22 protein-coding genes are annotated in these 22474 nt (G+C 44.3%); 9 read left to right on the top strand and 13 right to left on the bottom strand.

All coding sequences use genetic code 11. The features are described from left to right. Window positions 1–56: 56 nt before the first annotated feature. Complete coding sequence (locus V7O62_RS01195; protein ID WP_406657193.1) at window positions 57–485, bottom strand: hypothetical protein; 429 nt, start codon at window positions 483–485, stop codon at window positions 57–59. 180 nt (window positions 486–665) lie between these two features. Here V7O62_RS01195 and V7O62_RS01200 point away from each other — a divergent pair, with 180 nt between their 5' ends. After that, window positions 666–1265, top strand: coding sequence for a class I SAM-dependent methyltransferase (locus V7O62_RS01200; RefSeq protein WP_406657194.1), 600 nt, complete (start codon window positions 666–668; stop codon window positions 1263–1265). 21 nt (window positions 1266–1286) lie between these two features. Here V7O62_RS01200 and V7O62_RS01205 read toward each other — a convergent pair whose 3' ends face one another. The 3 genes from V7O62_RS01205 to V7O62_RS01215 all read right to left on the bottom strand — a co-directional run bounded on the left by V7O62_RS01205 (window position 1287) and on the right by V7O62_RS01215 (window position 2431). Beyond that, complete coding sequence (locus V7O62_RS01205; protein ID WP_406657195.1) at window positions 1287–1580, bottom strand: ArsR/SmtB family transcription factor; 294 nt, start codon at window positions 1578–1580, stop codon at window positions 1287–1289. A 49-nt stretch (window positions 1581–1629) separates the two neighbouring features. Next, window positions 1630–1842, bottom strand: coding sequence for a hypothetical protein (locus V7O62_RS01210; RefSeq protein ID WP_406657196.1), 213 nt, complete (start codon window positions 1840–1842; stop codon window positions 1630–1632). 94 nt (window positions 1843–1936) lie between these two features. Continuing rightward, window positions 1937–2431: a hypothetical protein gene (locus V7O62_RS01215; protein WP_406657197.1), complete on the bottom strand. Its 495-nt coding sequence runs from the start codon at window positions 2429–2431 to the stop codon at window positions 1937–1939. Between the two features lie 219 nt (window positions 2432–2650). On the opposite strand from V7O62_RS01215, the gene V7O62_RS01220 reads away from it, so the two are divergent. Together V7O62_RS01220 and V7O62_RS01225 are read left to right on the top strand one after the other, a co-directional pair. Continuing rightward, window positions 2651–2857, top strand: a complete 207-nt coding sequence (locus V7O62_RS01220) for a hypothetical protein (protein WP_406657198.1) — start codon at window positions 2651–2653, stop codon at window positions 2855–2857. Between the two features lie 111 nt (window positions 2858–2968). Beyond that, on the top strand, window positions 2969–3298 hold the full coding sequence (locus tag V7O62_RS01225; protein ID WP_406657199.1) for a hypothetical protein: 330 nt from the start codon (window positions 2969–2971) through the stop codon (window positions 3296–3298). 14 nt (window positions 3299–3312) lie between these two features. Here V7O62_RS01225 and V7O62_RS01230 read toward each other — a convergent pair whose 3' ends face one another. The 9 genes from V7O62_RS01230 to V7O62_RS01270 form a co-directional block, all read right to left on the bottom strand. Further along, window positions 3313–3717, bottom strand: a complete 405-nt coding sequence (locus V7O62_RS01230; protein ID WP_406657200.1) for a molybdopterin dinucleotide binding domain-containing protein — start codon at window positions 3715–3717, stop codon at window positions 3313–3315. After that, window positions 3717–4961, bottom strand: a complete 1245-nt coding sequence (locus V7O62_RS01235; protein WP_406657201.1) for a formylmethanofuran dehydrogenase subunit B — start codon at window positions 4959–4961, stop codon at window positions 3717–3719. The genes V7O62_RS01230 and V7O62_RS01235 overlap by 1 nt, the downstream gene beginning before the upstream one ends. Window positions 4962–5005: 44 nt before the next feature. After that, on the bottom strand, window positions 5006–5467 hold the full coding sequence (locus V7O62_RS01240) for a (Fe-S)-binding protein (RefSeq protein WP_406657202.1): 462 nt from the start codon (window positions 5465–5467) through the stop codon (window positions 5006–5008). A 36-nt stretch (window positions 5468–5503) separates the two neighbouring features. Then, a complete protein-coding gene (locus V7O62_RS01245; protein ID WP_406657203.1) occupies window positions 5504–5782 on the bottom strand; it encodes a ferredoxin-thioredoxin reductase catalytic domain-containing protein in 279 nt (92 codons plus the stop codon). 335 nt (window positions 5783–6117) lie between these two features. Then, on the bottom strand, window positions 6118–6351 hold the full coding sequence (locus tag V7O62_RS01250; RefSeq protein WP_406657204.1) for a ribbon-helix-helix domain-containing protein: 234 nt from the start codon (window positions 6349–6351) through the stop codon (window positions 6118–6120). 265 nt (window positions 6352–6616) lie between these two features. Next, a complete protein-coding gene (locus V7O62_RS01255) occupies window positions 6617–6955 on the bottom strand; it encodes a cupin domain-containing protein (protein WP_406657205.1) in 339 nt (112 codons plus the stop codon). A gap of 59 nt (window positions 6956–7014) precedes the next feature. Then, on the bottom strand, window positions 7015–8700 hold the full coding sequence (hcp, locus tag V7O62_RS01260) for a hydroxylamine reductase (protein WP_406657206.1): 1686 nt from the start codon (window positions 8698–8700) through the stop codon (window positions 7015–7017). Between the two features lie 139 nt (window positions 8701–8839). Then, complete coding sequence (locus V7O62_RS01265) at window positions 8840–9451, bottom strand: winged helix-turn-helix transcriptional regulator (RefSeq protein WP_406657207.1); 612 nt, start codon at window positions 9449–9451, stop codon at window positions 8840–8842. A 113-nt stretch (window positions 9452–9564) separates the two neighbouring features. Then, window positions 9565–10020, bottom strand: coding sequence for a peptidase domain-containing protein (locus V7O62_RS01270; protein ID WP_406657208.1), 456 nt, complete (start codon window positions 10018–10020; stop codon window positions 9565–9567). 1183 nt (window positions 10021–11203) lie between these two features. Between V7O62_RS01270 and hdrA2 the strand changes: the two genes are divergently transcribed. From hdrA2 to carB, 6 genes are all read left to right on the top strand, one after another. Next, window positions 11204–13558: a CoB-CoM heterodisulfide reductase HdrA2 gene (hdrA2, locus tag V7O62_RS01275; RefSeq protein WP_406657209.1), complete on the top strand. Its 2355-nt coding sequence runs from the start codon at window positions 11204–11206 to the stop codon at window positions 13556–13558. Continuing rightward, complete coding sequence (locus V7O62_RS01280; protein ID WP_406657210.1) at window positions 13555–14901, top strand: 4Fe-4S binding protein; 1347 nt, start codon at window positions 13555–13557, stop codon at window positions 14899–14901. The genes hdrA2 and V7O62_RS01280 overlap by 4 nt, the downstream gene beginning before the upstream one ends. 115 nt (window positions 14902–15016) lie before the next feature. After that, window positions 15017–16918 carry a Glu-tRNA(Gln) amidotransferase subunit GatE gene (gene gatE, locus V7O62_RS01285; RefSeq protein ID WP_406657211.1) on the top strand — a complete coding sequence of 634 codons (1902 nt, stop codon included), beginning with the start codon at window positions 15017–15019 and terminating at the stop codon, window positions 16916–16918. 10 nt (window positions 16919–16928) lie between these two features. Further along, window positions 16929–18002, top strand: coding sequence for a hypothetical protein (locus V7O62_RS01290; protein ID WP_406657212.1), 1074 nt, complete (start codon window positions 16929–16931; stop codon window positions 18000–18002). Between the two features lie 110 nt (window positions 18003–18112). Next, entirely contained in the window at window positions 18113–19210 is a 1098-nt protein-coding gene (gene carA, locus V7O62_RS01295) for a glutamine-hydrolyzing carbamoyl-phosphate synthase small subunit (protein ID WP_406657213.1), read from the top strand. Then, window positions 19210–22434 carry a carbamoyl-phosphate synthase large subunit gene (gene carB / locus V7O62_RS01300; protein ID WP_406657214.1) on the top strand — a complete coding sequence of 1075 codons (3225 nt, stop codon included), beginning with the start codon at window positions 19210–19212 and terminating at the stop codon, window positions 22432–22434. Before carA ends, carB begins: the two co-directional genes overlap by 1 nt. Window positions 22435–22474 lie beyond the last annotated feature (40 nt).

Here is a 22474-nt window from a genome sequence, read left to right on the forward strand (position 1 = left end):
AGTTTTTCAAAATTCTGAAATTGACGCTTTTGCCTTATTTTACTTTCAATGCTTCATCAGTATTTTCCCATAGTGCGGGCAATTACCCTGTGAAAACCATGCATGCTCATGGTGTTTCCAAGATACATCATCGGACACCTGCCTGTAATTATATTGAGTTCCGGTTTATATGTCAGGTGCTCCACATCGCATGTATCCGTGCTCCAGTGCACCCAGAAATTTGTTATATCTCTTTCTGCCAGCTTTTCAATTATCCTTGCAGGCTCTGTTGTTGTAACACCAATAATCACGTTCTCAGTGTTTTCAGGTATTTCAGATATGTCTGTAAGTGAATCGGAATCAGGTTTCTCCGAGAGATCAACTGCATGTACTGTTTTTTTCCTTTTCCTAAGCTCATCGATAGTCCACTTCATTGCGGGTTTTGTGCCATCGGTGATCACTACGAAGTTGTCTCTTCCCCAGTATTCCTCCTGTCTTGTTGCCATGTCTGCATCACTCCGCATAATTTCCTAATTAAAACACTTTCCTGATAGTTTAAGTTCTTTTTCAAAAAGACAGGAACGATTTGTTCAGGTGAGTACTTTGCCGTTTATTTACTACGTTTAACTTTCATGGGTCAAAAATAACCGTGAATCGCTTAAGTCAGTATTTTCATAGAATAATCTATGTCGGTAATTTCAAAATATAACCGCTATTCATATGTTTATGATCTCATGGACTATCCCACGGAAGTCGCCTGGTACTCAAAATGGAGGAAAGAATTTTTGTCGGGATTGTCAGGAAGGGTGCTTGAAATAGGTGTTGGGACCGGTAAAAACCTGCCGTACTATCCGACCGACTCCGAGGTAGTGGGAATAGATATTAGTAAAAAAATGCTGGAGCATGCAAAGACAAGAGCAGAGGGCAGAGATAACATTTCTCTCTTTCTTATGGATGCAGAGAATCTGGGTTTTAAAGATAACACATTCAATTATGTGGTAACTACTTTTGTGCTGTGTTCAATTCCTGACCCGGTGGCAGCACTGAAGGAAATGAGACGTTTGTGCAGATCCGATGGAGAAGTAATAAATATCGAGCATATGAAGAGTGATAACAGATTAATTTCTTCGCTTGAGGACGTCTTTGATCCGCTTACAACTGGCCTTGCGGATATTCATATCAATCGCAAGACCATTGAGAACATTAAAAAAGCCGGGCTCACTGTAACAGAAGTAAAGAATCTTGCGCTCAAAGACGTGTTCAGGCTTGTTAGGTCAAAACCGTGAGTCTATTAGATACAATGCCTTTCAATCAAATATCTTAGACAGGTCATCTATTCCAATATCGACATCAAATTTTTTGAGCTTGAAGAATTTCTTTGCACGCATGTCATCATCCTCAAGTCTCAGGTCACTTTCGACAAACCCTGCTTTTTCAAGACGTTTCAGGTGCAACTGTATAACCTGACGTGAGAGGTTCAGGTCCTTGGCCAGTTCGTACACATATCTTTCCCTCTCTGAAAGTAAGTACAGTAGCTTTAACCGGACCGGATGCGAAATAGCTTCTCCTATGACTGTAATTTCCTGAAGTGTCTTTGTCATCTGGAATCCTGCACCTGTTTTTGAATAAATTTTTGCGGAGACTGAATGATCAGATCTCGTCGAGCTTTTCCTTAATATCTTCCACAGTCTTCTTTATATCTTCTACGTCTTTCTCTATTCTTGCCAGACGTTCATTATTGCCGGAACTTACGAACTCAGACCTGTTAAGCAGAGAAAACGCCAGCCAGACTATCACAATCATGACAAGTATGTTCAAAAGCAGTCCCCAAATAGAGAATCCGTACATTCCGCTACCCATCATTTCTGTCACCTCTAAATATTGTTTTCCAAAAGTATATGAAGGCGCTAAATATTAGAATCTTCGGCCTCCATCAAAATAGGATTCATGGATACGCTTAGTATCTGTATCCTCCACCATAACATCCGCCGCCATATCCCCCGCCGCGCATGTAACGGCTGTTCTGGCCATTCTGCTGCTGGTTTGTTCCGTTTGCTATGAAACTTTCAATGACATCTCCAGTGTAAGCATCAATACGTCCCTGTTTTACGACATCATTATCGTCAGTGTAGTAGAAGACCCACCATCTGCCCATCTGGTAAACATTATCTTCCTGTATTTCCTGACCGGTCTCTTCCTCTGCTATTGTTACTGCTTCTTTAACGGTTGTTACTTCCGGTTCAACTGTTGTGTATGTTGCATCGTCAGTGGCATAGGAACTGAAGAAAGGGCAGCCTGCAAATTCGTCGTATCCCATGTTGTTCGCCCATCTGTACATTGGTCCGAAGAAGCCATTATTGTTTGTATCTTCAGAGGCAGCACTTACTATACCTGCTCCCGCAACAACTGCAACAAGCATTCCTGCAAGGAATATTGCTGTAATTCTTTTCACTTTTACACCTCATTGTTAGCAGGAATAATTATATCCTGCATATGTAGTCTTCACACTACATATGTAGCATGGCTCTGTATTTAAGTATTCAGTAGTACTTCCGTTTATGTTGATTTTCAGCAGTATCTTGCAAATACAAGTTATGGGTATGTAGTATGGTTTTTAGTCAAGTAGTGCATTATAGTATTCAACTACAAGTGCTGACATGGAGTCAAATACATGAGTGAAAAGAAGACACACGGTTTCCCGGCATTATTTTCATTTTTCATACCCGGACTGGGCCAACTGGTAAAAGGGCAGATACTCAAAGCTATAGGGATATGGGTAGCGCTGATTATATGCTGGTTCCTGCAGTTTATACTAATAGGCTATGTACTGGGATTCATCATATGGGTCTGGCAGATATATGATGCTTACAACGATTGATTTTCTATATTTTTCTCTTTTTCTTAGTCTACTTTTATTTATGATCGTTCCAATGTTGAATTTTTTAGCCGGAAATTCTATATATTTTAATTTTCATGACAAAATTTTGTTATGAATAGAAAAATGTATGAAGAAGAAACAATTGAAGCGTATGCATCCACAGATTCTAACATAGTCAACAAAGTGACATTTTTTCTGGGAATTCCGTTAATAATTGTGTTTGGCTGGCTCAACAACAAATACATGAGCATTTTTTCAGTAGAGCACAACGAGCACAGGCTTGTTATCGTTTATCATGGAATCTGCCCTGTAGTTAAAAGTGACAGGCTCCGTATCACCGGTGTGATGACATATGGAGGAAAACTGGGCATCTACGGAATGGTTATGCAGGCTATAACTATAGAAAATATTGATACAGGGGATATCTACGAAAAAGTGTAGTAAAAAATAAAGGGTCAGAATATTTCTTTTATTCCGGTGATTTTCTCGTCCTTTGCGCCCTGGACACTTGCCTCGAAATTCTTGAACTTCGGGACGCCGGTACCGTTGGTTTCATCGGGTACAAGTGCGTTTGACCATGGTCCATTCACCATGTATGCGATTCCCGTGTGTGGTTGTTCGTATCCTGATTTCTGTGCTTTGACGACCACTTTCCCAAAATTGTTTTTCACGATAACAGTTTCGCCTTCCTTGATAGCAAGCTTTGAGATATCCTTTGGATCAAGCCGGATAATTGCAGAGAGCCTTTCGTACTCTTCACCGAATCTTGAAGATTCTTTTGCAGAGTCCTGGAATACATCCCTGTAGGTAATCACTTTCAACTTTAGCTCCGGTGATGCAAGAAATTGTCCGAATCCCATTATAGTGCCTCCATTATACGTGTGAGTAAATCTTCGTCCGACAGGCGGTCGGTTTCGATGATCTTTTTAAGTTCTATTTCTACCCCATCCATGCGTATGGCCGTGCCACCGGACTCAACTCCTCCAAGTGCGCAGGGGATGGTAACGTCCGACTTTGCAGATGTAAGCGTCTGGCAAGGGTCAATGGTTATTAGTGGTATCTCGGTAAGATAGCGGGCGACAGAAAGCGGCAGGCTTGAGAGCGGATCGGAACCGATAACAAGTGCGGCATCAACAGATTTTTGTTTCAATGCCTCGACAACTGAATACTCGGGACCGTGAGATATTTCGTCATCAAATTTCACCCTGTTGATATATCCGGTCTCTTCGAACAGGTTGTGGTTGAAACCTCTCATATTGTACTGTCCCACCATAGGTATGAGATGGAAATTTGAAACGGAGTTGAGCTTGTCCATGAGCCTGAACAATGGCTCAAGCTCATCAAGGGAGTAAACAAATCCAAGGCCTACAAATATTACTCCGAATTTTGCTTTTTTCAGGATATTCGTAAGTTCCAATATGCGTTTTTTATCAAAATCGAAAGAGGTTTTTGGGACCTTGTTGGAAAGTCCGCTAACAAGCGCATCCATGAATTCGGCATCTGCTTGGGACGGAATCAGGTAAGTACCGTTATCTCCGCATATTTCAGCAGTGTCTGACTTTCTGACATCGATACATATCGCAGTACGGTCTTCTTCCCAGCCTCTCTGGCGCTCTTTTCCCCTGGGAAAATAAGAATAGCGGGACAGATGCCTGGGATGTGAGCTTGAAGGATCAGCTCCCCAAAAAACGACAACATCGGCTTTATGCCTAACATCATCAAGGGTACAGGTCTTCAGTTTATCCTGCAGGATGGCTTCGATGATCGGACCCTGGCAAAATGAAGAGGTATCGTCGAGGTATGCGCTGGTTTTCCTGGCGATTTCTATTGCTTTCTTCTGGGCCTGTGAGCTGGAATTGCCATGGCCGAAGATAAGTGGGCTTTTAGCGTTACTCAGAATATTTGCAGCTTCCTTTATTGCAGTGTCAACATCAGCAGTCTCGCCATTAACCGTGCATTCCAGGGGATTGTCGCATCCTTTCATGCGTGGGACACCTTTCCTGCATGCTGCATGGACTTTTTCTACCACGCTGTCTTCAAGTTCGGTTTCTATGTCATCGCACAAAAGCGCGCAGCCGGTACAAACATAGTAATTATCACTCAAACAGATCACCATTCAGTTTTGCAGTTAAGAAAATAAAAGTCCGGTTAAACGAACTCAATAGCTTTTGTAGGACAGGTGTCTATGCAGGCAACACAGAGTATTTTGTTCTCGCCGAAACGTCGGCATTCCTGAACGTTCTTTGCCTTTACAATACCATCTTCTACTTTGAAAATCACTTTATCGGAAGTTGGAGCTTTTCCGCTACCGGCACCAAGCGGGTCAGTAGCAACGTCTACAGGACATGCAACCACACAGTTCCCGCAGCCTATGCACTTTTCCTCATGCACGATTAGCCCTGTCTCGGTAACACCACCTACAGGAGTTATCATCTCCGAGAGCTTCTGGTAGTTCGCTTTGTATTTCTCTTCCCTTACGAGTGGCTGGCAATCCTCTACCTTGAATTTACGTGCAAGAAGGTCAACAGCAAATGCCATGCAAGTAGATTTTCCGCATTCCTTGCAGTTCGTTTTCGGGAGCAATTGATATATTTCCATTACATTTGCCATGATCGTCAGCTCCGTCAGGATTTAATATGGATTCTTTTATACCTTAAAGAACAAAGAGCAATGGCAACTTCCGCCGTTTTCGATCTCGTCTTCATGATAGACACAGGGACAGACTATCTTGCGATCTTCTGAATCGTCACCGGTGCGTAGCCTGCAAGGACAATACTGTTTTCCATGTTCATGTTTGTTCCTGGAAAGCCCTTCGATGACCATACGGAGCATCTCTTCATTCGGGTTGAGGATGAAACCTTTCCTACTTGCATATTTTGATGCCCATTCGTGAGTTTTTTCCATTATTGGTCCAAGGTCGGTCATAGATAATCTCCGATATTACAGATCAAAAGTATGAAAGGTATATTCTGGATATCATTATTTATTTACTTCGGTATTTTAGGCCATCATAAAAAAAGGTTTAAGCTTTTGCGAAATAGAAATGTTGCCAATCCGGACACTACATATCCGGCTCTTTCTTAATCCTCTGAATCAAATCACAGCAATACTTTGATGCAATACCACAGTATCGCTTGGGGAGCAAGTGGAATTCATCTGTTGTAATTCCGTTATACATGAATCCTTTCTTCAAGCCCCACAGGTACAATGGTTATTTTTTACTTAGATAATAGCTTTAATTGTCAGTTTTTGACAAAAAATTATCTACTCTCTGATAAGTGTATGATCCCATTCTCGGGGATGGATGACCGACCGGATGCAGCTTTCTCTTTCTGCGCCTGATCATATTCTCCCAGGAATTTTGCGAGTGCTATCCCGACCAGGTCCGACATACTACTGAATTTCTTCTCTTCGATGAGTTCATCTGCGCGCTCTTTAAGATACGGGCTGATTGTTACCCCAATTTTGTATTTGTTCCCCATTGAAACTGCCATGATAATAGTATGATAAAAGTCGTATATGTATCTGGTCTGTATACGGGTTGTATATATGCACTACTTTGGTTGGATACGATGAAGCCGATACAAATACGTATCCTTTAAAAGGACCCCGGAGAAGTTGACATCCTCGCCGAGATTCAAGAAATCACCAGCAAAAGCGAGCTTATTCGGGTCCACATCAAAGAAAAGTTAGAAAAAAAGATGTGAATTTTAAAAACCACCAGGCATAAAAAGGAGCCGAATGTCGGGGACATCCGGCTTACATCATTTTCGTTTGTTCTGTCTGGCGTGGAGCTTTGACTACGAGAAAACGGAAGATGCCCTCGCTCTCGTTCATTAACCTATGGGGTATTTTTGCAGGACTTTCCACAAGCATATCCCTTGTAACGTTTTCCTGTTCATCTCCTATTTCTACGATACCCTCTCCTTCGAGAATGTAAAAGAACACATCAACAGGTGTTGAGTGCTTCCTTAGAGCCTCTCCGGGTTTTAGTTCTATGTGCATGGCCTGGGCATGCTCGGTGTCATATAACTTGTGTACGGTTACACCGTGTGGATTATCTTTCTTCTCTGCATTCCTGTAACTTACTATCTTCATATTGTCCACTTCCTTAAACTAAAAGAGGGCAAGGGATATTTTAAATATCCCTTAGGAATTTACAGAAGGACCTTGAGGTCTTCTTCAACAGTTGAGTTTGGTCTGATGTTGAACTGCTCGACCAGTACATTAAGCACGTTGGGTGAAACGAATGCCGGCAGTGTTGGACCAAGCATAATGTTCTTGACACCAAGGCTCAGCAGGGCGAGAAGGACCAGGACAGCCTTCTGCTCGTACCATGCGATGTTGTATGATACTGGCAGATCATTGATATCCTCGATTCCGAAAGCTTCTGCAAGTGCCTGTGCTATGACCACCAGTGAATAGGAGTCATTACACTGGCCTGCATCGATGACTCTTGGAATTCCGCCGATGTCTCCGAGATCAAGCTTGTTGTAGCGGTATTTTGCACAACCTGCTGTAAGGATGACAGTATCATCAGGAAGAGCGTTTGCGAAATCTGTGTAGTAATCCCTTTCCTTATGCCTGCCGTCACATCCTGCCATGACAACAAATTTCTTGATCTGCCCGCCTTTAACAGCTTCGATGATTTTGTCGGCAACAGAGAGCGCGGATACGTGTGCGAAACCTCCCATGATGGTACCTTCCTCGAGTTGTTCAGGGGCCTTGCATGTTTTTGCCTGCTCGATGATGGCTGAGAAGTCCTTGCCACCGTTATCCCCGGCGTTGATGTGAGTTACACCATCAAATCCTACTACTCCGGTAGTATAGATCCTGTTGAGGTAGCTATCCTTCGGGGGGACAATACAGTTCGTGGTCATGAGTATGGGACCGTTGAACTTTTCGAATTCGTCCTTCTGTTCCCACCATGAACCTCCATAGTTCCCAACGAAGTTGTCATATTTCTTGAATGCCGGGTAGGAGTTCGCAGGAAGCATCTCACCGTGTGTGTAGACATCGACACCTGTTCCCTGTGTCTGTTCAAGGAGCTGTTCCATGTCGCGCAGATCGTGACCGCTTATTAGTATTGCAGGGTTGCCGCGAACTCCGATGTTAACAGCTGTGGGCTCCGGGTTTCCGTAGGTGGTGGTATTTGCCTTGTCAAGGAGTGCAAGTGTGGTAACACCCTTTGAACCGCATTCCAGTACCATTGGGACCAGTTCGTTGACTCCCATGCTGTCGTCCATTGTGGCCAGCAGGGCTTTCTCGGTAAAGTCCATGACTTCATCATCCTTGTATCCGAGGATGTTTGCGTGGTGGGCATAAGCGGCCATGCCTTTGAGTCCGTAGATGAGCAGTTCCCTGAGGGAGCGTATATCCTCGTTCTCGGTAGCAAGGATTCCAGTATCTATGTTAGCCAGGCTTTCAGGTGTGACCTTTGCCATGAGTGGCAGCTCTTCACCTGCATTCGGGCTTCCTCCCAGAAGCTTTTCTCTGATCCAGCCTGGGAATGATGATTTGGACTTTTCATCAATTACCTTGGCATTGACCAGCTTTTTCTTTATTCCATCTTTAATCTCAAAACCTTCACTGATAAGTCTTTCAAGATCTGATTTACTGAAGTTGGTATTGGTAACCGTTGCGAAGAGTCCGTCAAGCATGAACTCGTCGGTCTTTGCATCATTGAGCTTGTTTGCTCTTGCCTTTGAGTTGTAGAATGCAATGCTCTTCAGGAGATACATTAGGTCGTCCTGGAGGTCTGCAACATTACCTTTCTTTCCACAGACTCCGTTTTTCGTACAGCCGGTTCCATTAAGACTTTCTTCACATTGATAGCAGAACATATTTTCACCATTTATTGCCTAATATCTTTAGGATACTGGTATATTGGGTATACTAACATATAAACGGGAGAGTTTCCGGTTGGATACTCAAAAATAGATGAACCTGGATATTTTCCAGAAAAGATTTTAGAATCCTGTCTTATTTTACCTTTTCAAAGAATGCTAATTGGTCCGGATGATATTCTTCTTTGAAGAAGTAATATTTTCTGACTCCTTCCACTTTAACGTCAAGACAATCCATTTTTTTCAATGTTTTGATATGCATGCTGATAGTGCTCTTGTGAACAGCCAGATTTGTGGCAAGTTCTGTTGTAGTAATGCCGGGATTTTCATATATCGTCTGGCACACGTCTTTGCACAGTCGCTTCGGCAATTTCGTTTCAACATATTCCTTCCTGTCCTCTTTCAGCAAGCTCATTTCCCTCTTGAATATGCTTATACAATTCCCGTTTTTTATCATAAGTATTTTACCTGAATTCTTGAGGTTTTCCAAATGGTAGCGAACTGTTCCTCTTTTGTAGTTAAGATTTTTTTCGATTGCTTTAATGGTACTACCGGGATTATTTTCTATGTAGTGCAGGATTTCCAGGCGATTCTTATTGTTAAGGTCCTTTTTAACCCATGCAACGAGTATTGCTACGATCTTCCATCCAAAAGCTGCGATTATAGCGCCGATAGCTATTAGCTTGAAATTAAGTGGCAAATCCCAGAAGGAATCTGTAGTTTCAGCACCAATTGTATCTGTTACCAAATTAGGATCATCTTCAGAAGTAAAGTAATAATTTGCATAACTTGGTGTGATAAAAAGCAAAACAAAAAATAAAAAAATGAGTGGTACTTTTTTCATACACATAAAATAGAAGTTTATATTGAATAATCTTCTGTCCCACTAACAGAAAGACCATAGACTCTGAATCTCCAGGTTCCCTGCTCGATTCCATTATCATTATTTATATACACTAGTGTTCTTCCATTGATTGTTCCATCAAATGAATCGTAGAATGTGCCAACGAGGTTACCGCTTGGGTCATATACGTAAAGTTTAAGCGAATCACTCGAGTCGCCCCAGTTCAGGTCAACTTTCAAAGACTGGGTGAATGAAGTCACTGGTTTGGAATGCCAGTTAGTCTCTCCCTGGGTTATTGTAGTGGTTACAGCCCTTGTTCCGATAGCTGCATCATCTGCTTTTCCCGGAACAATTGTGTATCCTAGATCTTCTGCAGAAATCAAAGTTTTTTCGTCATTTATCTCCGAAGCACTTGCACTTGCAATAGAAATGCAAAGCAAAAACACAATGAGTCCTATTGTTATTATTTTCATTCTTTAACTCCTGCCAGCTTTTGCTAGCTAATGTAAAAATAAAAATGAATTGTATATAACTTTTCTAGCCATTTACACAACAAAAAAACAATTTTATAAATATGACAAAATTTTATGCTATGTGCTATGAAGGCCATCCGATTAATGGCCTTCTTTTGGAGATTTATATTGGTTGTAAGCCAACAGTTATTTTTAATTCAAGCGATGGATAAAAGTATTCTGGCCATTTATCCAACTATAAAATAAATTTATATTGTTCTATCTTTTTGGTATAGGCTCTAATTCAAAATTGTTATTGAAGCACGCAGAGGATACCTGTATATCCTCTGGTGTGCTTCTGGTTTCCCCGAATTTCCCTTTCTTAAACCCAAGCTTCAAGGCTATCCCAATCAATAGCCTTCATTGGAGATTTTTGCTGGTTGAACCAACAATTCTTTTTACTCTAACTCCGAATAAAAGTATTATGGCCATTACCGCAACAAAGAAGTAAATTATTTGCATAGCTATTGATCTTGATTCCTAAAAAAGTTCCTTAAATGATATTGTCAATGAAGCACCCGGAGAACATGTGAATGTCCTCCGACATGCTTCTATTTTCCCCAACATTTCCTCTCCTTTACCCAACCCTTGAGGTCACTAATGAGCAATGACTCTCATTGGAGATTTTTGCTAGTTAAACCCAACAATTATTCTACTCAAACTAAAAATATAAGCATTATGGCCATTGTCGCAACAAAGAAGTAAATTTTTTTATATCAATTTAATGCAAAAAGCCAGGATATACCATTAATGAAGCATGCGGAGGGCATATGATTGTCCTCCGGCTTGCTTCTATTTTCCCCACATTCCTTTCTTTAACCCAACCCGTAAAGCTACTTAACCAATGGCTTCATTGGAGATTTTTGCTGGCCTAAACCAACAATTCTTCTACTCTACTTCCAAATAAAAGCATTATGGCCATTGTCACAACAAAGGCTTATGATTGTGTTTATTATGAAAAAACATTCACTGGTAAAAGAATTTACCAGCAAAGTTAGTCCCTTGAATAGTAACGCTATTTTATTGGCTTGCAAGGAAAAAGCAATAACTCTCCTAAGATCGTGAGTAGCATTGTTCCTTTCTTTTTATCCAAAAGTATATCTTTTCCCACGTCATCAATTCCTAAAAACAGGGAGCTACCAAAATGCGGATTGGAGTATACATCTGTCACTGCGGACTGAACATAGCCCATACTATCAACGTCAACTCTCTTCAGGAGAAAGTCAACAACCTTGGAGACGTTGCACTCGTCAGGGATATACAGTTCATGTGTTCCGATTCCGGGCAGGAATCCATTATCAAGGACATTGAAGAGAACAAGCTCGACCGTGTGCTTGTAGCTGCATGTTCTCCTCACCTGCATGAGCCGACGTTTAAGAGGGTACTCACAAAGGCTGGCCTGAATCCGTTCCTGCTGGAAATGGTCAACATCCGGGAGCAGTGCTCATGGGTTCATCAGGAAGAGCCGCAGATGGCAACCCAGAAAGCTTTCGATCTTGTAAGAATGGGAATCGCCAGGCTAAAGCTGCTCGATCCGTTGCAGGTAAAGAAAGTGTCCGTTACAAAGGATGTTCTTGTAATCGGAGGAGGTGTTGCCGGCATCGAGGCTGCACTGACTCTTGCTGATTCGGGTTATCACGTTATTATGGTTGAGAAAGAGCCGACCATTGGTGGCAAGATGGCCCTGCTCAATGAGGTTTTTCCCACAAACGACTGCTCTATCTGCGTACTGGCACCCAAGATGACCGATGTACAGAATCATCCCAATATAGACCTTATCACATTGGCAGAAGTCAGCGAGGTCAGTGGACTGGTGGGCAATTTCAATGTCACAGTAAAACGCAGGCCAAGATATGTGGATGAGGACAAATGCAAAGGCTGCGTAGAAGAGTGCGGTGGAGTGTGTCCTGTAGAGATTTCCAATCCATTTGATTTCGGGCTTGGCAAAACCAAGGCCGTCAATATGCCAATACCCCAGGCAGTACCCCAGGTAGTCTACATAGACAGCAAGTATTGCGTGGGCTGTGGGCTGTGTAAACAGGCCTGTCCCGCAGATGCCATAGACTATGAACAGACAGAGGAAACATTGCAGTTCACCGTGGGAGCCATTGTCCTTGCAACCGGTTACAAGCTGTTTGATGCCACCCGTAAGCCGGAGTACGGGTATGGTCTCTATCCTGACGTCATCACAAATATGGAACTCGAACGCCTGCTCAATGCTTCGGGTCCTACAAGAGGAAAAGTGCTTACACCTTCAACAGGAAAAGTTCCCCAAAAGGTTGCTTTCATCCAATGTGTGGGTTCCAGGGATGAGAAAGTAGACAATCCCTACTGTTCCAAAGTATGCTGTATGTCCAGCATGAAAAATGCACAGCTGCTCAAGGAACGCTATCCTGAGATAGATATTACCATTCATTATATTGACATCCGTGCATCCGGTGAGATGTACGAGGAATACTACACAAGGACCCAGTCTATGGGCATAGACTTCACACGTGGCAGGGTTGCAGAGATACTTCCTGACAATTCCGGCAGGCTGAGTCTGCGCTATGAGGATACCCTGGCAGCCGAGATATATGAAGAGCCATATGATCTCGTAGTTCTGGCAACAGGCCTTGAAACAGTAGATGATGCGGATAAGATATCCAGAGTTCTCAGCCTCTCCAGGCGCCCGGACCGTTTCTTTTCCATAGCCCATCCCAAGATGCGGCCTGTGGACTCCCATGTCAAAGGTATCTACATAGCTGGCTGTGCATCGGGACCGAAAGAGATACAAGTATCTATAGCCCAGGGCAGTGCAGCAGCTTCCAAGGTAATGCAACTACTTTCAAAAGGAGAACTGGAAAGCGATCCGCTCAGTGCCCATGTGAACCCGGATACATGTATCGGATGTGCGATATGTGCCGATGTATGCAAATTCAACAAGATAACCATGATCGACAATAAAGCTGTGGTCGATGAATTATCCTGCATGGGCTGTGGTGCATGCAGTGCTTCCTGTCCTGCGGATGCGATATCCATGCGGAATAGCACTGACGAGCAGATAATATCACAGATCCATGCAGCCACCGATGTCAAGTCCCAGTTCCCGTTGATAATTGCTTTCCTGTGTAATTGGTGCAGCTATACCTGTGCCGATCTTGCAGGTACATCCAGGATACAATATCCGAGTAACATCAGGACCATCAGGGTCATGTGTGCCGGGCGTGTAGACCCGGCTTTCGTGCTCGAAGCATTTGAACGAGGCGCTGACGGCGTACTTGTTGCAGGATGCAGGCTTGGTGAGTGCCATTACATCTTTGCCAACTACAATGCAAAACACAGGATGGAAGCTCTTCAGGAAGTACTTAAGGATATAGGCATTGATCCGGCCAGACTGAAGGTTGAATGGATATCCGCTGCAGAAGGCGAGAGATTTGCGAACACCATTGAGGAAATGGTAGAATATCTGGAAAAGATAGGTCCGATAGGTTCCGAACTCCTGGAGGAACCACAATGACCGAAGAATGTGAAGAAAATTGCAAGGAAAGCTGTGAGGAAGAGTCACTGAACGTTATCAGGGACATGGATATCGAAGATTCCCACTTCATCTACAAACTGATCACCGATGAGTCGGTAAAATTCCTTGATTATGATTACAAACGTTGTGTCGGCTGCGGTATCTGTGTTAACCTCTGTCCGACCAGGGCTCTGGAACTGGGACCTATGCAGGAGATATCAACTGGCCTGGATGCTCCTCCCGTGACACTGGACCTCGAAAAGTGTACTTTTTGTTCCATGTGCGCAAACTTTTGTCCGGTGCATGCGTTCAGGATGACTGCCGAGGGTGATTTTCCAGAGCATGGAAAGTTTCCTGAGTTTGATTCCTATGTCAGGATGAACGAGAAATGCCTGCCATGCACTCTCTGCAAAGCAGCCTGTCCCGAAGATGCCATTGATGTCGAGTTTACTTTCCAGAAAAAGGAAGAAATCGCACCTTTCAAAGAAGGTGTTGAAGGTGAAATCGAAATTGATACGGACAAATGCAATTTCTGCGGTCTTTGTGCGGAATTCTGCGAAGCCTTCCTTCTGATTGAAAAAGAGAAAACACCAACAGACCCGACTCCCTTTGAGCTCCTGCTTGTAGATGAGGATAAATGTGATTACTGTGTGCTTTGCCAGGATCTCTGCCCTGAGGATGCTATAAGCGTAAAAGGGGAGAAAAGAGGTGAAGCTCCTCAAATAGAAGGCAATGTCACAGTGGACGATGAAAAATGTACTCGCTGCACCTGGTGCCAGGTCGTCTGTCCGTATGAGGCAGTTGATCTCAAAAAGCCTTTTGAGGGAGAACTCAGGCTGGTGGATGTGAATGTCGATAAATGTGATCCGCAGGGTTGTCATGGCTGTTTCAATGTATGTCCTTCCCATCTCTGGTATGTTCCCGAGGACGGCGATGCTAAGATCGCCATAAAGGAAGACTACTGTATATATTGTGGAGCCTGTGTCAATGCATGTCCGAAAGATGTAATGACTGTTTCCCGCACTGAGGTATCTCATACGGAAATACCGGACTCTCCCTGGGCAGACCAGTGGCGGGATGCTATCACTTCCATGCTAAGCGGAGAAAGGCATCTGCCCGATGTTTCCAGGGCTCTTGAAGTTGAGAAGGAGCCTCCGAAGGAGCATGTTGAAGTTGAGTTTCCCAGTGTTGACAGTTCCCTGCTCAAACTTGCAAAAGAACGTATCGAAAAAGCTAAACCTGTACTCACAAGTCCTAAGATCCGGAAAATGCTGGAAGATAAACCCGCATCTGAGATCAGGGCGGAATTCAGCAAAAGGGCAAGGTCAGGGGACGAACAATAACTTTATACATGCTTATGCATTTTCATGTGTGATTGTAAGCACAGATAAGATCCTGGCAGATACGAGATCAGGGTCCTTAAAACTTTGATTGATATTAATATTGGTGAGACTTTCCATGAGTGACAAATTCGATTATGCCGGACTCGGCTTGAAATGTGGTCTTGAGATACATCAGCAGCTTAACTCAAAGCAGAAGCTCTTTTGCAGATGCCCTACACAGATCAGGGAAACCGGTGAATCGACTTACGAGTTCTTCCGCTACCTGCGTCCTACTGCAAGTGAAATGGGAGAGACTGACAGGGCTGCTCTGGAACAGTCTAAGCTGAAGCGCAAATACGTTTACAAGGGCTATGATAGCACCTGTCTCGTGGAGAACGATGATGAACCTCCAAAGAAGCTGGACCGGGAATCCCTTGATATTGCACTTAGCATAACAAAACTTCTTAACATGAAGCCTGTGGACCAGGTTCACGTAATGCGCAAGATAGTTGTGGACGGTTCCAATACCTCGGGTTTTCAGAGGACTGCCTTCCTTGCAAAGGACGGCTACCTTGACACATCAATAGGACCGGTTGGTGTTGGTGTACTCTGCCTTGAAGAAGAAGCATGCCAGAAGATCGAGGATCAGGGTGATTCCATCATCTATTCACTGGACAGGCTTGGTATTCCGCTTGTCGAGATTGGTACTGATCCTGATATTATCTCCCCGGAACACGCAAAGGAGACAGCACGACAAATAGGCATGCTGCTGCGTTCCACCGGAAAGGTAAAGCGAGGTCTGGGGACTATACGCCAGGATGTAAACATTTCCATTGCAAAGGGTGCACGTGTGGAGCTTAAGGGTGTTCAGGCACTGGACATGATTGAGACAATTGTTGAACGTGAAGTGGAACGTCAGGTCAATCTGCTTGCCTTCAGGGATGAACTCCTGAAACGAGACGCTTCGGTTTGTGATACTATTTTCGATGTAACCGACCTTTTCAAAGACACAAAGTCCAAGGTCGTTAAGAAAGCACTTAAAAAGGGAAAAGTTCTTGCTGTGCTGCTTTCGGGTTTTTCAGGTTTTGTAGGCAGGGAAGTCCAGCCTGGCAGAAGACTTGGTACCGAGTTTTCCGACCGCGCCAAGACTTCCGGCGTAGGTGGTATTTTCCACACCGATGAGCTTCCGAATTACGGAATAACTGATGATGAGGTTCGGGCTCTTCGCGAGACGGTTGGTGCCGGCGAAAATGATGCGGTTGTCATGGTTGCTGATCTTGAGAAGCGTGCAAGAGGTGCCATGGAAAGTGTTATAGCCAGGGCAGGTGAGGCACTTGAAGGAGTTCCTGAAGAAACCCGCCGGGCCTTACCAGACGGTAATAGCTCATACCTCAGGCCTCTTCCGGGAGCTGCAAGGATGTATCCTGAAACCGATGTACCCCAGACAGAGATATCTGCTGATTATTTCGAATCAGTAAAGATTCCCGAATTACTGACTGAACGTGCAAAACGCTTTGAGTCTGAATATAATTTGCATAAGGAGCTCTCCGAAAAAATAGTGTATTCTACTTATCTGCCTCTTTTTGAAGAAATAATGCAACTGTTTAATGGGAACCCGAATATCACTGCAACGCTTGTAGTAAGAACGCTTACCGGAACACTCCCGGAGCTTAAGAGAGACGGTGTGGAAGTTGACAGGCTTGAAGACAGTCATTTCATAGATGTTTTTTCACTGGTAGCTGACGGGGATATCTCAAAGGAGGCAATAGACCAGATACTCAGGGCAATTGCAAACAAACCTGTTCTGAGTGCCAGGGATGCAGCGGAAGAACTTGGTCTCGGAGGAACCGATACTGAAAGTATCGAAGCTTTCATTGACTCTGTCATTGATGAGAGACAGGATTTTGTCAGGGAAAAAGGGCTTGGAGCGGTAGGTCCTCTCATGGGTCCGGTAATGGCTGAATTCAGGGGAAAAGTCGACGGAAAAGTGATAAGCGATGTCCTAAAACAAAAGATTAATAAATATATAAACTCATAATATATTTCCGATGTACTTAACCGCATATTTTCTTTCTTCCAGGCGTGTAGCTGAGCTCATGCTTACTTTTTTTGTAGTTTTATTATTGATCCCTGCGGCATCTGCGGACATGTTTCCTCATGAAAGTATACAACTGACCAATGGATCGAATAATGATCATCCATCCTGGAGTCCGGATGGAAACAGGTTAGTGTTTGCTTCTGACCAGGCTATATGGAGTATGAATCCGGACGGTTCAGGCAGAAAGAGAGTTTACGATGGTTTGGCCTGGGAAGGAGAGCCGGTCTATAATCATGATGGTGACAAAATATACTATGCAAGCGAGAGCAAGAACGCTTTTTCTGCACGTTACATAAGCGTGCACTCAATGGATGTGGATGGCGCCAACGTCCTGAAACTTACGGAAACTGCTGATGCAAGAGGTCCCTCCGTGAGTCCGGATGGTACCCAAATTGCCTATGTATCCCGGATAGCCGGAAACTACGATGTCTGGGTCATGGATGTGGATGGAAGTAACAATGTGCGGATAACCGACAGTCCGGGTGATGAGGCCTCTCCTTCATGGAGCCCCGATGGCAGCAGCCTGCTTTATTCACTGGATGGTGCTATCTTTGTTCAGGGAATCGAATCCGTAAAACCGGTCGAACTTCTAAATAATTCCTATGATAATGTTGAACCTGTTTACAGCCCAGACGGGAAGATGATAGCCTTTTCATCAAACCAGGGTGGAGACTATGATCTCTGGCTCATGGATGATGATGGAAAAAGCTTTTCCATGCTGACATCTGCAGAATCGAATGAGAGAGCTCCTTCATGGAGTCCGGATGGCAATAAAATAGCCTATGTCTCCAATGAGGGTGGGGATTATAATATCTGGTTAATGACATTTGACAGTGGAATTGTAGAATTAGAGGGCGTTGTGGAACAGAATACTGATTCCAGGCAGAATCAACTTAATCCCTTTGTGGAAAAGATCAGAATATTTGCTACTGAGGATCCCAGGACTTTCATTGTTTCCGTACTAGTAATTTCTTTCCTGATAGTTACTTTCATAGTTTACTCGTTCCTGAGGAAAATTCACTAACTCAACTATTTTCAAATATTTTTTTATTCTCACGATTTTCGTGCATTCAGACCCGAATTCCATCGTAATCCTTATAGCCTATTCCTTACATGTAGACGCAGGTTCGTACAATGAATGCAGTATTAGGATTAGAAGATGGGACTATTATAAAAGGCACCGGTTTCGGCGCCGAAGGTATCGTTTCCGGGGAACTTGTTTTTACCACTCAATATACTGGTTATGAGGAGGCTCTGACCGACCCCTCCTATAAGGGTCAGATCCTTATGTTCACTTATCCTCTCATCGGTAATTATGGTGTCAGTAATAATTGTTTTGAATCTGACGGCGTAAAAGCTGAAGGTCTTGTTGTGAGGGAGGCATGTCCCGAGCCATCCCACCACCTTTCAAAGAAGACTATTTTCAAGCTGATGGAGGATGCAGGTAAGCCCGGTATCGCAGGGATTGACACACGTATGCTCACTATCAAGACACGTGAGCACGGAACAATGCGTGCAGCCCTTATCAATGGCAGCGCTGACGGGGAAGAGGCCGTAAGACTTGCAAGGGAGCAGCCCAGCATCTCGGATGTCGACCTGATCTCACAGGTTACATGTCCCGAGCCCTTCAGGCTGGAAAGCCCATACAGGGACCCGAATAACCCTGTGAAAGTCGTGCTTATGGACTTTGGAAGGAAGCTCAGCATCGAGAGAAGCTTACTGGCAAGGGGCATTGATGTGACAGTAGTACCTGCTACTGCTTCAACTGAGCTGATAGGATCTTTTGAGCCTGACCTGCTCTTTTTATCCAATGGTCCGGGAGATCCGCAGCAGGCTGCAAAGGGTATCGAGGCCGTGAAGAATTTCGCAGGAGAGTTGCCTATAGTAGGTATCTGCCTGGGACACCAGATAATATCCCGTGCACTGGGTGCGGATACATATAAACTGAAGTTCGGTCACAGGGGTGCAAACCAGCCGGTGAAGGACTTTGAAAGCGGTATAGTTCATATCACATCCCAGAATCATGGTTTTGCTGTGGATGAAGGTTCTTTTGAAGAGGCAGAGGTGAATGTCACCCAGATAAATGCCAATGACAAGACGGTTGAGGGAATTGCCCACAAGAATCTGGACATATTCAGTGTACAGTACCATCCTGATGCACATCCTGGTCCACTAGATACTGAGAATATCTTTTTTGAAAAGGTTTTGAAACTTGCAGGAGGTAAGAAATAATGCCAAAACGTGACGACATAAAGAAAGTACTCCTGATAGGTTCCGGACCTATTATGATCGGACAGGCTGCAGAATTCGATTTCTCCGGCAGCCAGGCATGCAGGTCCCTCAGGGAAGAGGGGATAGAGGTTGTGCTTGTAAACTCAAACCCTGCAACCATAATGACTGACCCTGAGATGGCTGACGCTGTATATATAGAGCCAATAGATGCCAGGGCAATCGAGAAGATTATAGCAAAGGAAAGGCCTGACGGATTGATTGCAGGTATCGGCGGCCAGACCGGACTTAACATTACAAGTGAACTCGCTGAAAATGGTGTTTTCGAGAAGTATGATGTAAAGCTTCTGGGAACTTCTCTTGAAGCTATCAAGAACACCGAAGACCGTGAACTCTTCAAACAGGCAATGGAGAATATCGGAGAAAAAGTGCCACGCAGTAAAGCAGTATCATCACTCAAGGAAGCAGAAGCACTTATTGATGAACTCGGTCTCCCACTTATCATCCGCCCGGCATACACACTTGGTGGTTCCGGTGGAGGCATCGCTTACTCCAAAGAACAGCTTCTGGAGATCAGTGAAAGAGGTTTGAGGCGCAGTCGTATCAATCAGGTACTCATTGAGGAAAGTGTACTCGGATGGAAAGAATTCGAGTATGAGGTTATGCGTGATGCAAATGATACATGTATTGTTATCTGTAACATGGAAAACCTTGACCCGATGGGTGTTCACACAGGTGAATCCATTGTTGTGACACCATCCCAGACCCTTAACGATGAGGAGCATCAGGTATTGAGGAGTGCTGCTATCAAGATCATCCGTTCACTCGGAATCGAGGGTGGATGTAATATCCAGTTCGCAGCAAAAGATGGTGAGTATCGTATTGTGGAAGTAAATCCACGTGTTTCCCGCTCATCCGCACTTGCTTCAAAGGCAACAGGATACCCAATTGCAAGGGTAACAGCCAAGATAGCCATTGGAATGGCACTTGATGAGATTCTTAACGATATTACAAAGAAAACTCCTGCATCCTTTGAACCTACTATCGATTATATTGTGACCAAGATCCCAAGGTGGCCATTTGATAAATTCGTAACAGCCGATAACACACTTACAACTGCAATGAAGAGTACCGGTGAGGTTATGGCCATCGGACGTACAATTGAGGAATCCCTCTTAAAGGCAGTACGTTCCCTGGATATCAATATGGACTTTGGTTCTGACGAGTGGTCCCCAAGTGAAGTCAAGATGCTGCTTAAGACTCCTACGAGTGAGCGTCTGTTTGTTATTTACCATGCACTTTCCAATGGTTTTTCAATTGAGGAAGTATGCGAGTTGACAGGTATTGATGTCTTCTTCATGAGGAAGATGAAGAACATCATTGACATGGAGTCTAATATAAAGGAAGTATCTGACAACCTGTCAGGTGAGCTGCTGCGTAGTGCAAAACGCCTTGGACTGACCGATGCTCGTATTGCAGAACTTGCAGGCAAGACCCGTGAAGAGATCAATGACCTGAGACGTGAGAAAGGTGTTATTTCCACCTATAAGATGGTAGATACCTGTGCGGCAGAATTTGCTGCAGCGACTCCGTATTATTACTCATGCTACGAGCAGATGTGCGAAGCAGAACCATCTGACCGTAAGAAGATACTGATACTTGGTTCCGGCCCGATACGCATAGGACAGGGTATAGAGTTTGACTACTGTACCGTGCATGCGGTGGCAGCCATTCGTGAAGCGGGTATTGAGACACATATCATTAATAACAATCCTGAAACAGTCTCAACTGACTATGACACCTCGGACAAACTCTTCTTCGAACCTCTGACACTGGAAGATGTCATGAATGTTATTGAGAAGGAGAATCCCGACGGTGTGCTTGTGCAGTTCGGAGGACAGACTTCCGTGAACCTGGCACTTCCTCTTGAAAAGGAACTCAAGAGGCGTAGCGACTTAAAGACTGAGATTCTTGGAACATCTCCATCTGACATTGATGTTGCAGAGAACAGGGAGAAGTTCAATCTGATGATGAGCAAGCTGGAGATCAACCAGCCAGATGCAGGTTATGCAACTTCACAGGAGCAGGCAATTGAGATCGCCAACAGGATAGGTTATCCGGTGCTTGTAAGGCCATCCTATGTACTTGGTGGCCGTGCAATGGAGATTGTCTATGACCAGACCGACCTCGAGCGCTATATGCGTGAGGCAGTGAAGGTATCTCCGGAACATCCGATTCTTATTGATGACTTCCTTGAGGGAGCCGTGGAAATTGATGTGGATGCCGTATCCGATGGCAAGGATGTGCTCATCGGCGCTATTATGGAGCACATAGAGGAAGCCGGTGTACACTCAGGTGACTCTGCCTGTGTTATCCCGCCACAGTCACTTTCCGAGGAAGTCCTTGAGACAGTGCGTGATTATACTCGTAAGATTGCACTTGCGCTGAATGTGAAGGGACTTGTTAATATCCAGATGGCCAAAAGAGGCGATAAGATATATGTCCTTGAAGCCAATCCGCGTTCAAGCAGGACCATACCGTTTGTTTCCAAGGCTGTTGGCCTGCCCCTTGCTAAGATTGCTGCAAGGGTTATTATGGGAGAGAGTCTGGAAGACCTTGGCTATGCGTCTGCTAATGAACCTAAAGTCGAGCATGTGTCTGTCAAGGAAGTACTACTACCATTCGATAAATTGCCAGGAGCTGACCCTCTACTTGGTCCTGAGATGAAGAGTACCGGTGAGGTCATGGGTGTAGACCCGGATTATGGCAGGGCGTTTTTCAAGGCGCAGCTTAGTGCTGACAATCTGCTGCCACTTACAGGCAAGGTTTTCCTTTCAGTAAGGGCTGAAGACCAGGAGCAACTGGTTGATGTTGCCCGTAAGCTTGTGGATTCCGGAATCGAGTTGCTGGGTACTAAGGGTACGGCAGATTACCTTGCTGAGCGTGGTATTGAGATGGGAATCGTGAAAAAAGTCCATGATGGCAGTCCGAATGTTATTGACATGATGCGCCGTTATGAGGTTGACCTTGTCATAAATACTCCTCAGGACAAGAAAGCCCGTGAGGACAGCTCTAAGATACGCCGTGCTGCTGTAGATTTCAAGGTTCCGTATATTACCACAATCCAGGCGGCTATTGCTGCATCCAACGCGATTGCCTCTATGAAGAAGGGTGAAGGTGGAGTAAAGTCCATTAATGAATATCACAGGGAAATGATCAATTCCTGATTCATATGGAAGGATTGGAAGCATTTGTAGGAAAAGAAGG

Origin of the sequence: Methanolobus sp. ZRKC2 (assembly GCF_045291185.1) — an archaeon.
GTDB lineage: Archaea > Halobacteriota > Methanosarcinia > Methanosarcinales > Methanosarcinaceae > Methanolobus.

What these genes read in the sequence shown, in the direction of transcription:
- V7O62_RS01290 (WP_406657212.1), top strand. Translation starts at nt 16,929, where the DNA reads ATGTACTTAACCGCATATTTTCTTTCTTCCAGGCGTGTAGCTGAGCTC.
- V7O62_RS01225 (WP_406657199.1), top strand. Translation starts at nt 2,969, where the DNA reads ATGAATAGAAAAATGTATGAAGAAGAAACAATTGAAGCGTATGCATCC.
- V7O62_RS01205 (WP_406657195.1), bottom strand. Translation starts at nt 1,580, where the DNA reads ATGACAAAGACACTTCAGGAAATTACAGTCATAGGAGAAGCTATTTCG.
- gatE (WP_406657211.1), top strand. Translation starts at nt 15,017, where the DNA reads ATGAGTGACAAATTCGATTATGCCGGACTCGGCTTGAAATGTGGTCTT.
- V7O62_RS01250 (WP_406657204.1), bottom strand. Translation starts at nt 6,351, where the DNA reads ATGGCAGTTTCAATGGGGAACAAATACAAAATTGGGGTAACAATCAGC.
- V7O62_RS01210 (WP_406657196.1), bottom strand. Translation starts at nt 1,842, where the DNA reads ATGATGGGTAGCGGAATGTACGGATTCTCTATTTGGGGACTGCTTTTG.
- carA (WP_406657213.1), top strand. Translation starts at nt 18,113, where the DNA reads ATGAATGCAGTATTAGGATTAGAAGATGGGACTATTATAAAAGGCACC.
- V7O62_RS01200 (WP_406657194.1), top strand. Translation starts at nt 666, where the DNA reads ATGTCGGTAATTTCAAAATATAACCGCTATTCATATGTTTATGATCTC.
- V7O62_RS01230 (WP_406657200.1), bottom strand. Translation starts at nt 3,717, where the DNA reads ATGGGATTCGGACAATTTCTTGCATCACCGGAGCTAAAGTTGAAAGTG.
- V7O62_RS01245 (WP_406657203.1), bottom strand. Translation starts at nt 5,782, where the DNA reads ATGACCGACCTTGGACCAATAATGGAAAAAACTCACGAATGGGCATCA.
- V7O62_RS01220 (WP_406657198.1), top strand. Translation starts at nt 2,651, where the DNA reads ATGAGTGAAAAGAAGACACACGGTTTCCCGGCATTATTTTCATTTTTC.
- V7O62_RS01195 (WP_406657193.1), bottom strand. Translation starts at nt 485, where the DNA reads ATGGCAACAAGACAGGAGGAATACTGGGGAAGAGACAACTTCGTAGTG.
- V7O62_RS01255 (WP_406657205.1), bottom strand. Translation starts at nt 6,955, where the DNA reads ATGAAGATAGTAAGTTACAGGAATGCAGAGAAGAAAGATAATCCACAC.
- hcp (WP_406657206.1), bottom strand. Translation starts at nt 8,700, where the DNA reads ATGTTCTGCTATCAATGTGAAGAAAGTCTTAATGGAACCGGCTGTACG.
- hdrA2 (WP_406657209.1), top strand. Translation starts at nt 11,204, where the DNA reads ATGCGGATTGGAGTATACATCTGTCACTGCGGACTGAACATAGCCCAT.
- V7O62_RS01270 (WP_406657208.1), bottom strand. Translation starts at nt 10,020, where the DNA reads ATGAAAATAATAACAATAGGACTCATTGTGTTTTTGCTTTGCATTTCT.
- V7O62_RS01280 (WP_406657210.1), top strand. Translation starts at nt 13,555, where the DNA reads ATGACCGAAGAATGTGAAGAAAATTGCAAGGAAAGCTGTGAGGAAGAG.
- carB (WP_406657214.1), top strand. Translation starts at nt 19,210, where the DNA reads ATGCCAAAACGTGACGACATAAAGAAAGTACTCCTGATAGGTTCCGGA.
- V7O62_RS01240 (WP_406657202.1), bottom strand. Translation starts at nt 5,467, where the DNA reads ATGGCAAATGTAATGGAAATATATCAATTGCTCCCGAAAACGAACTGC.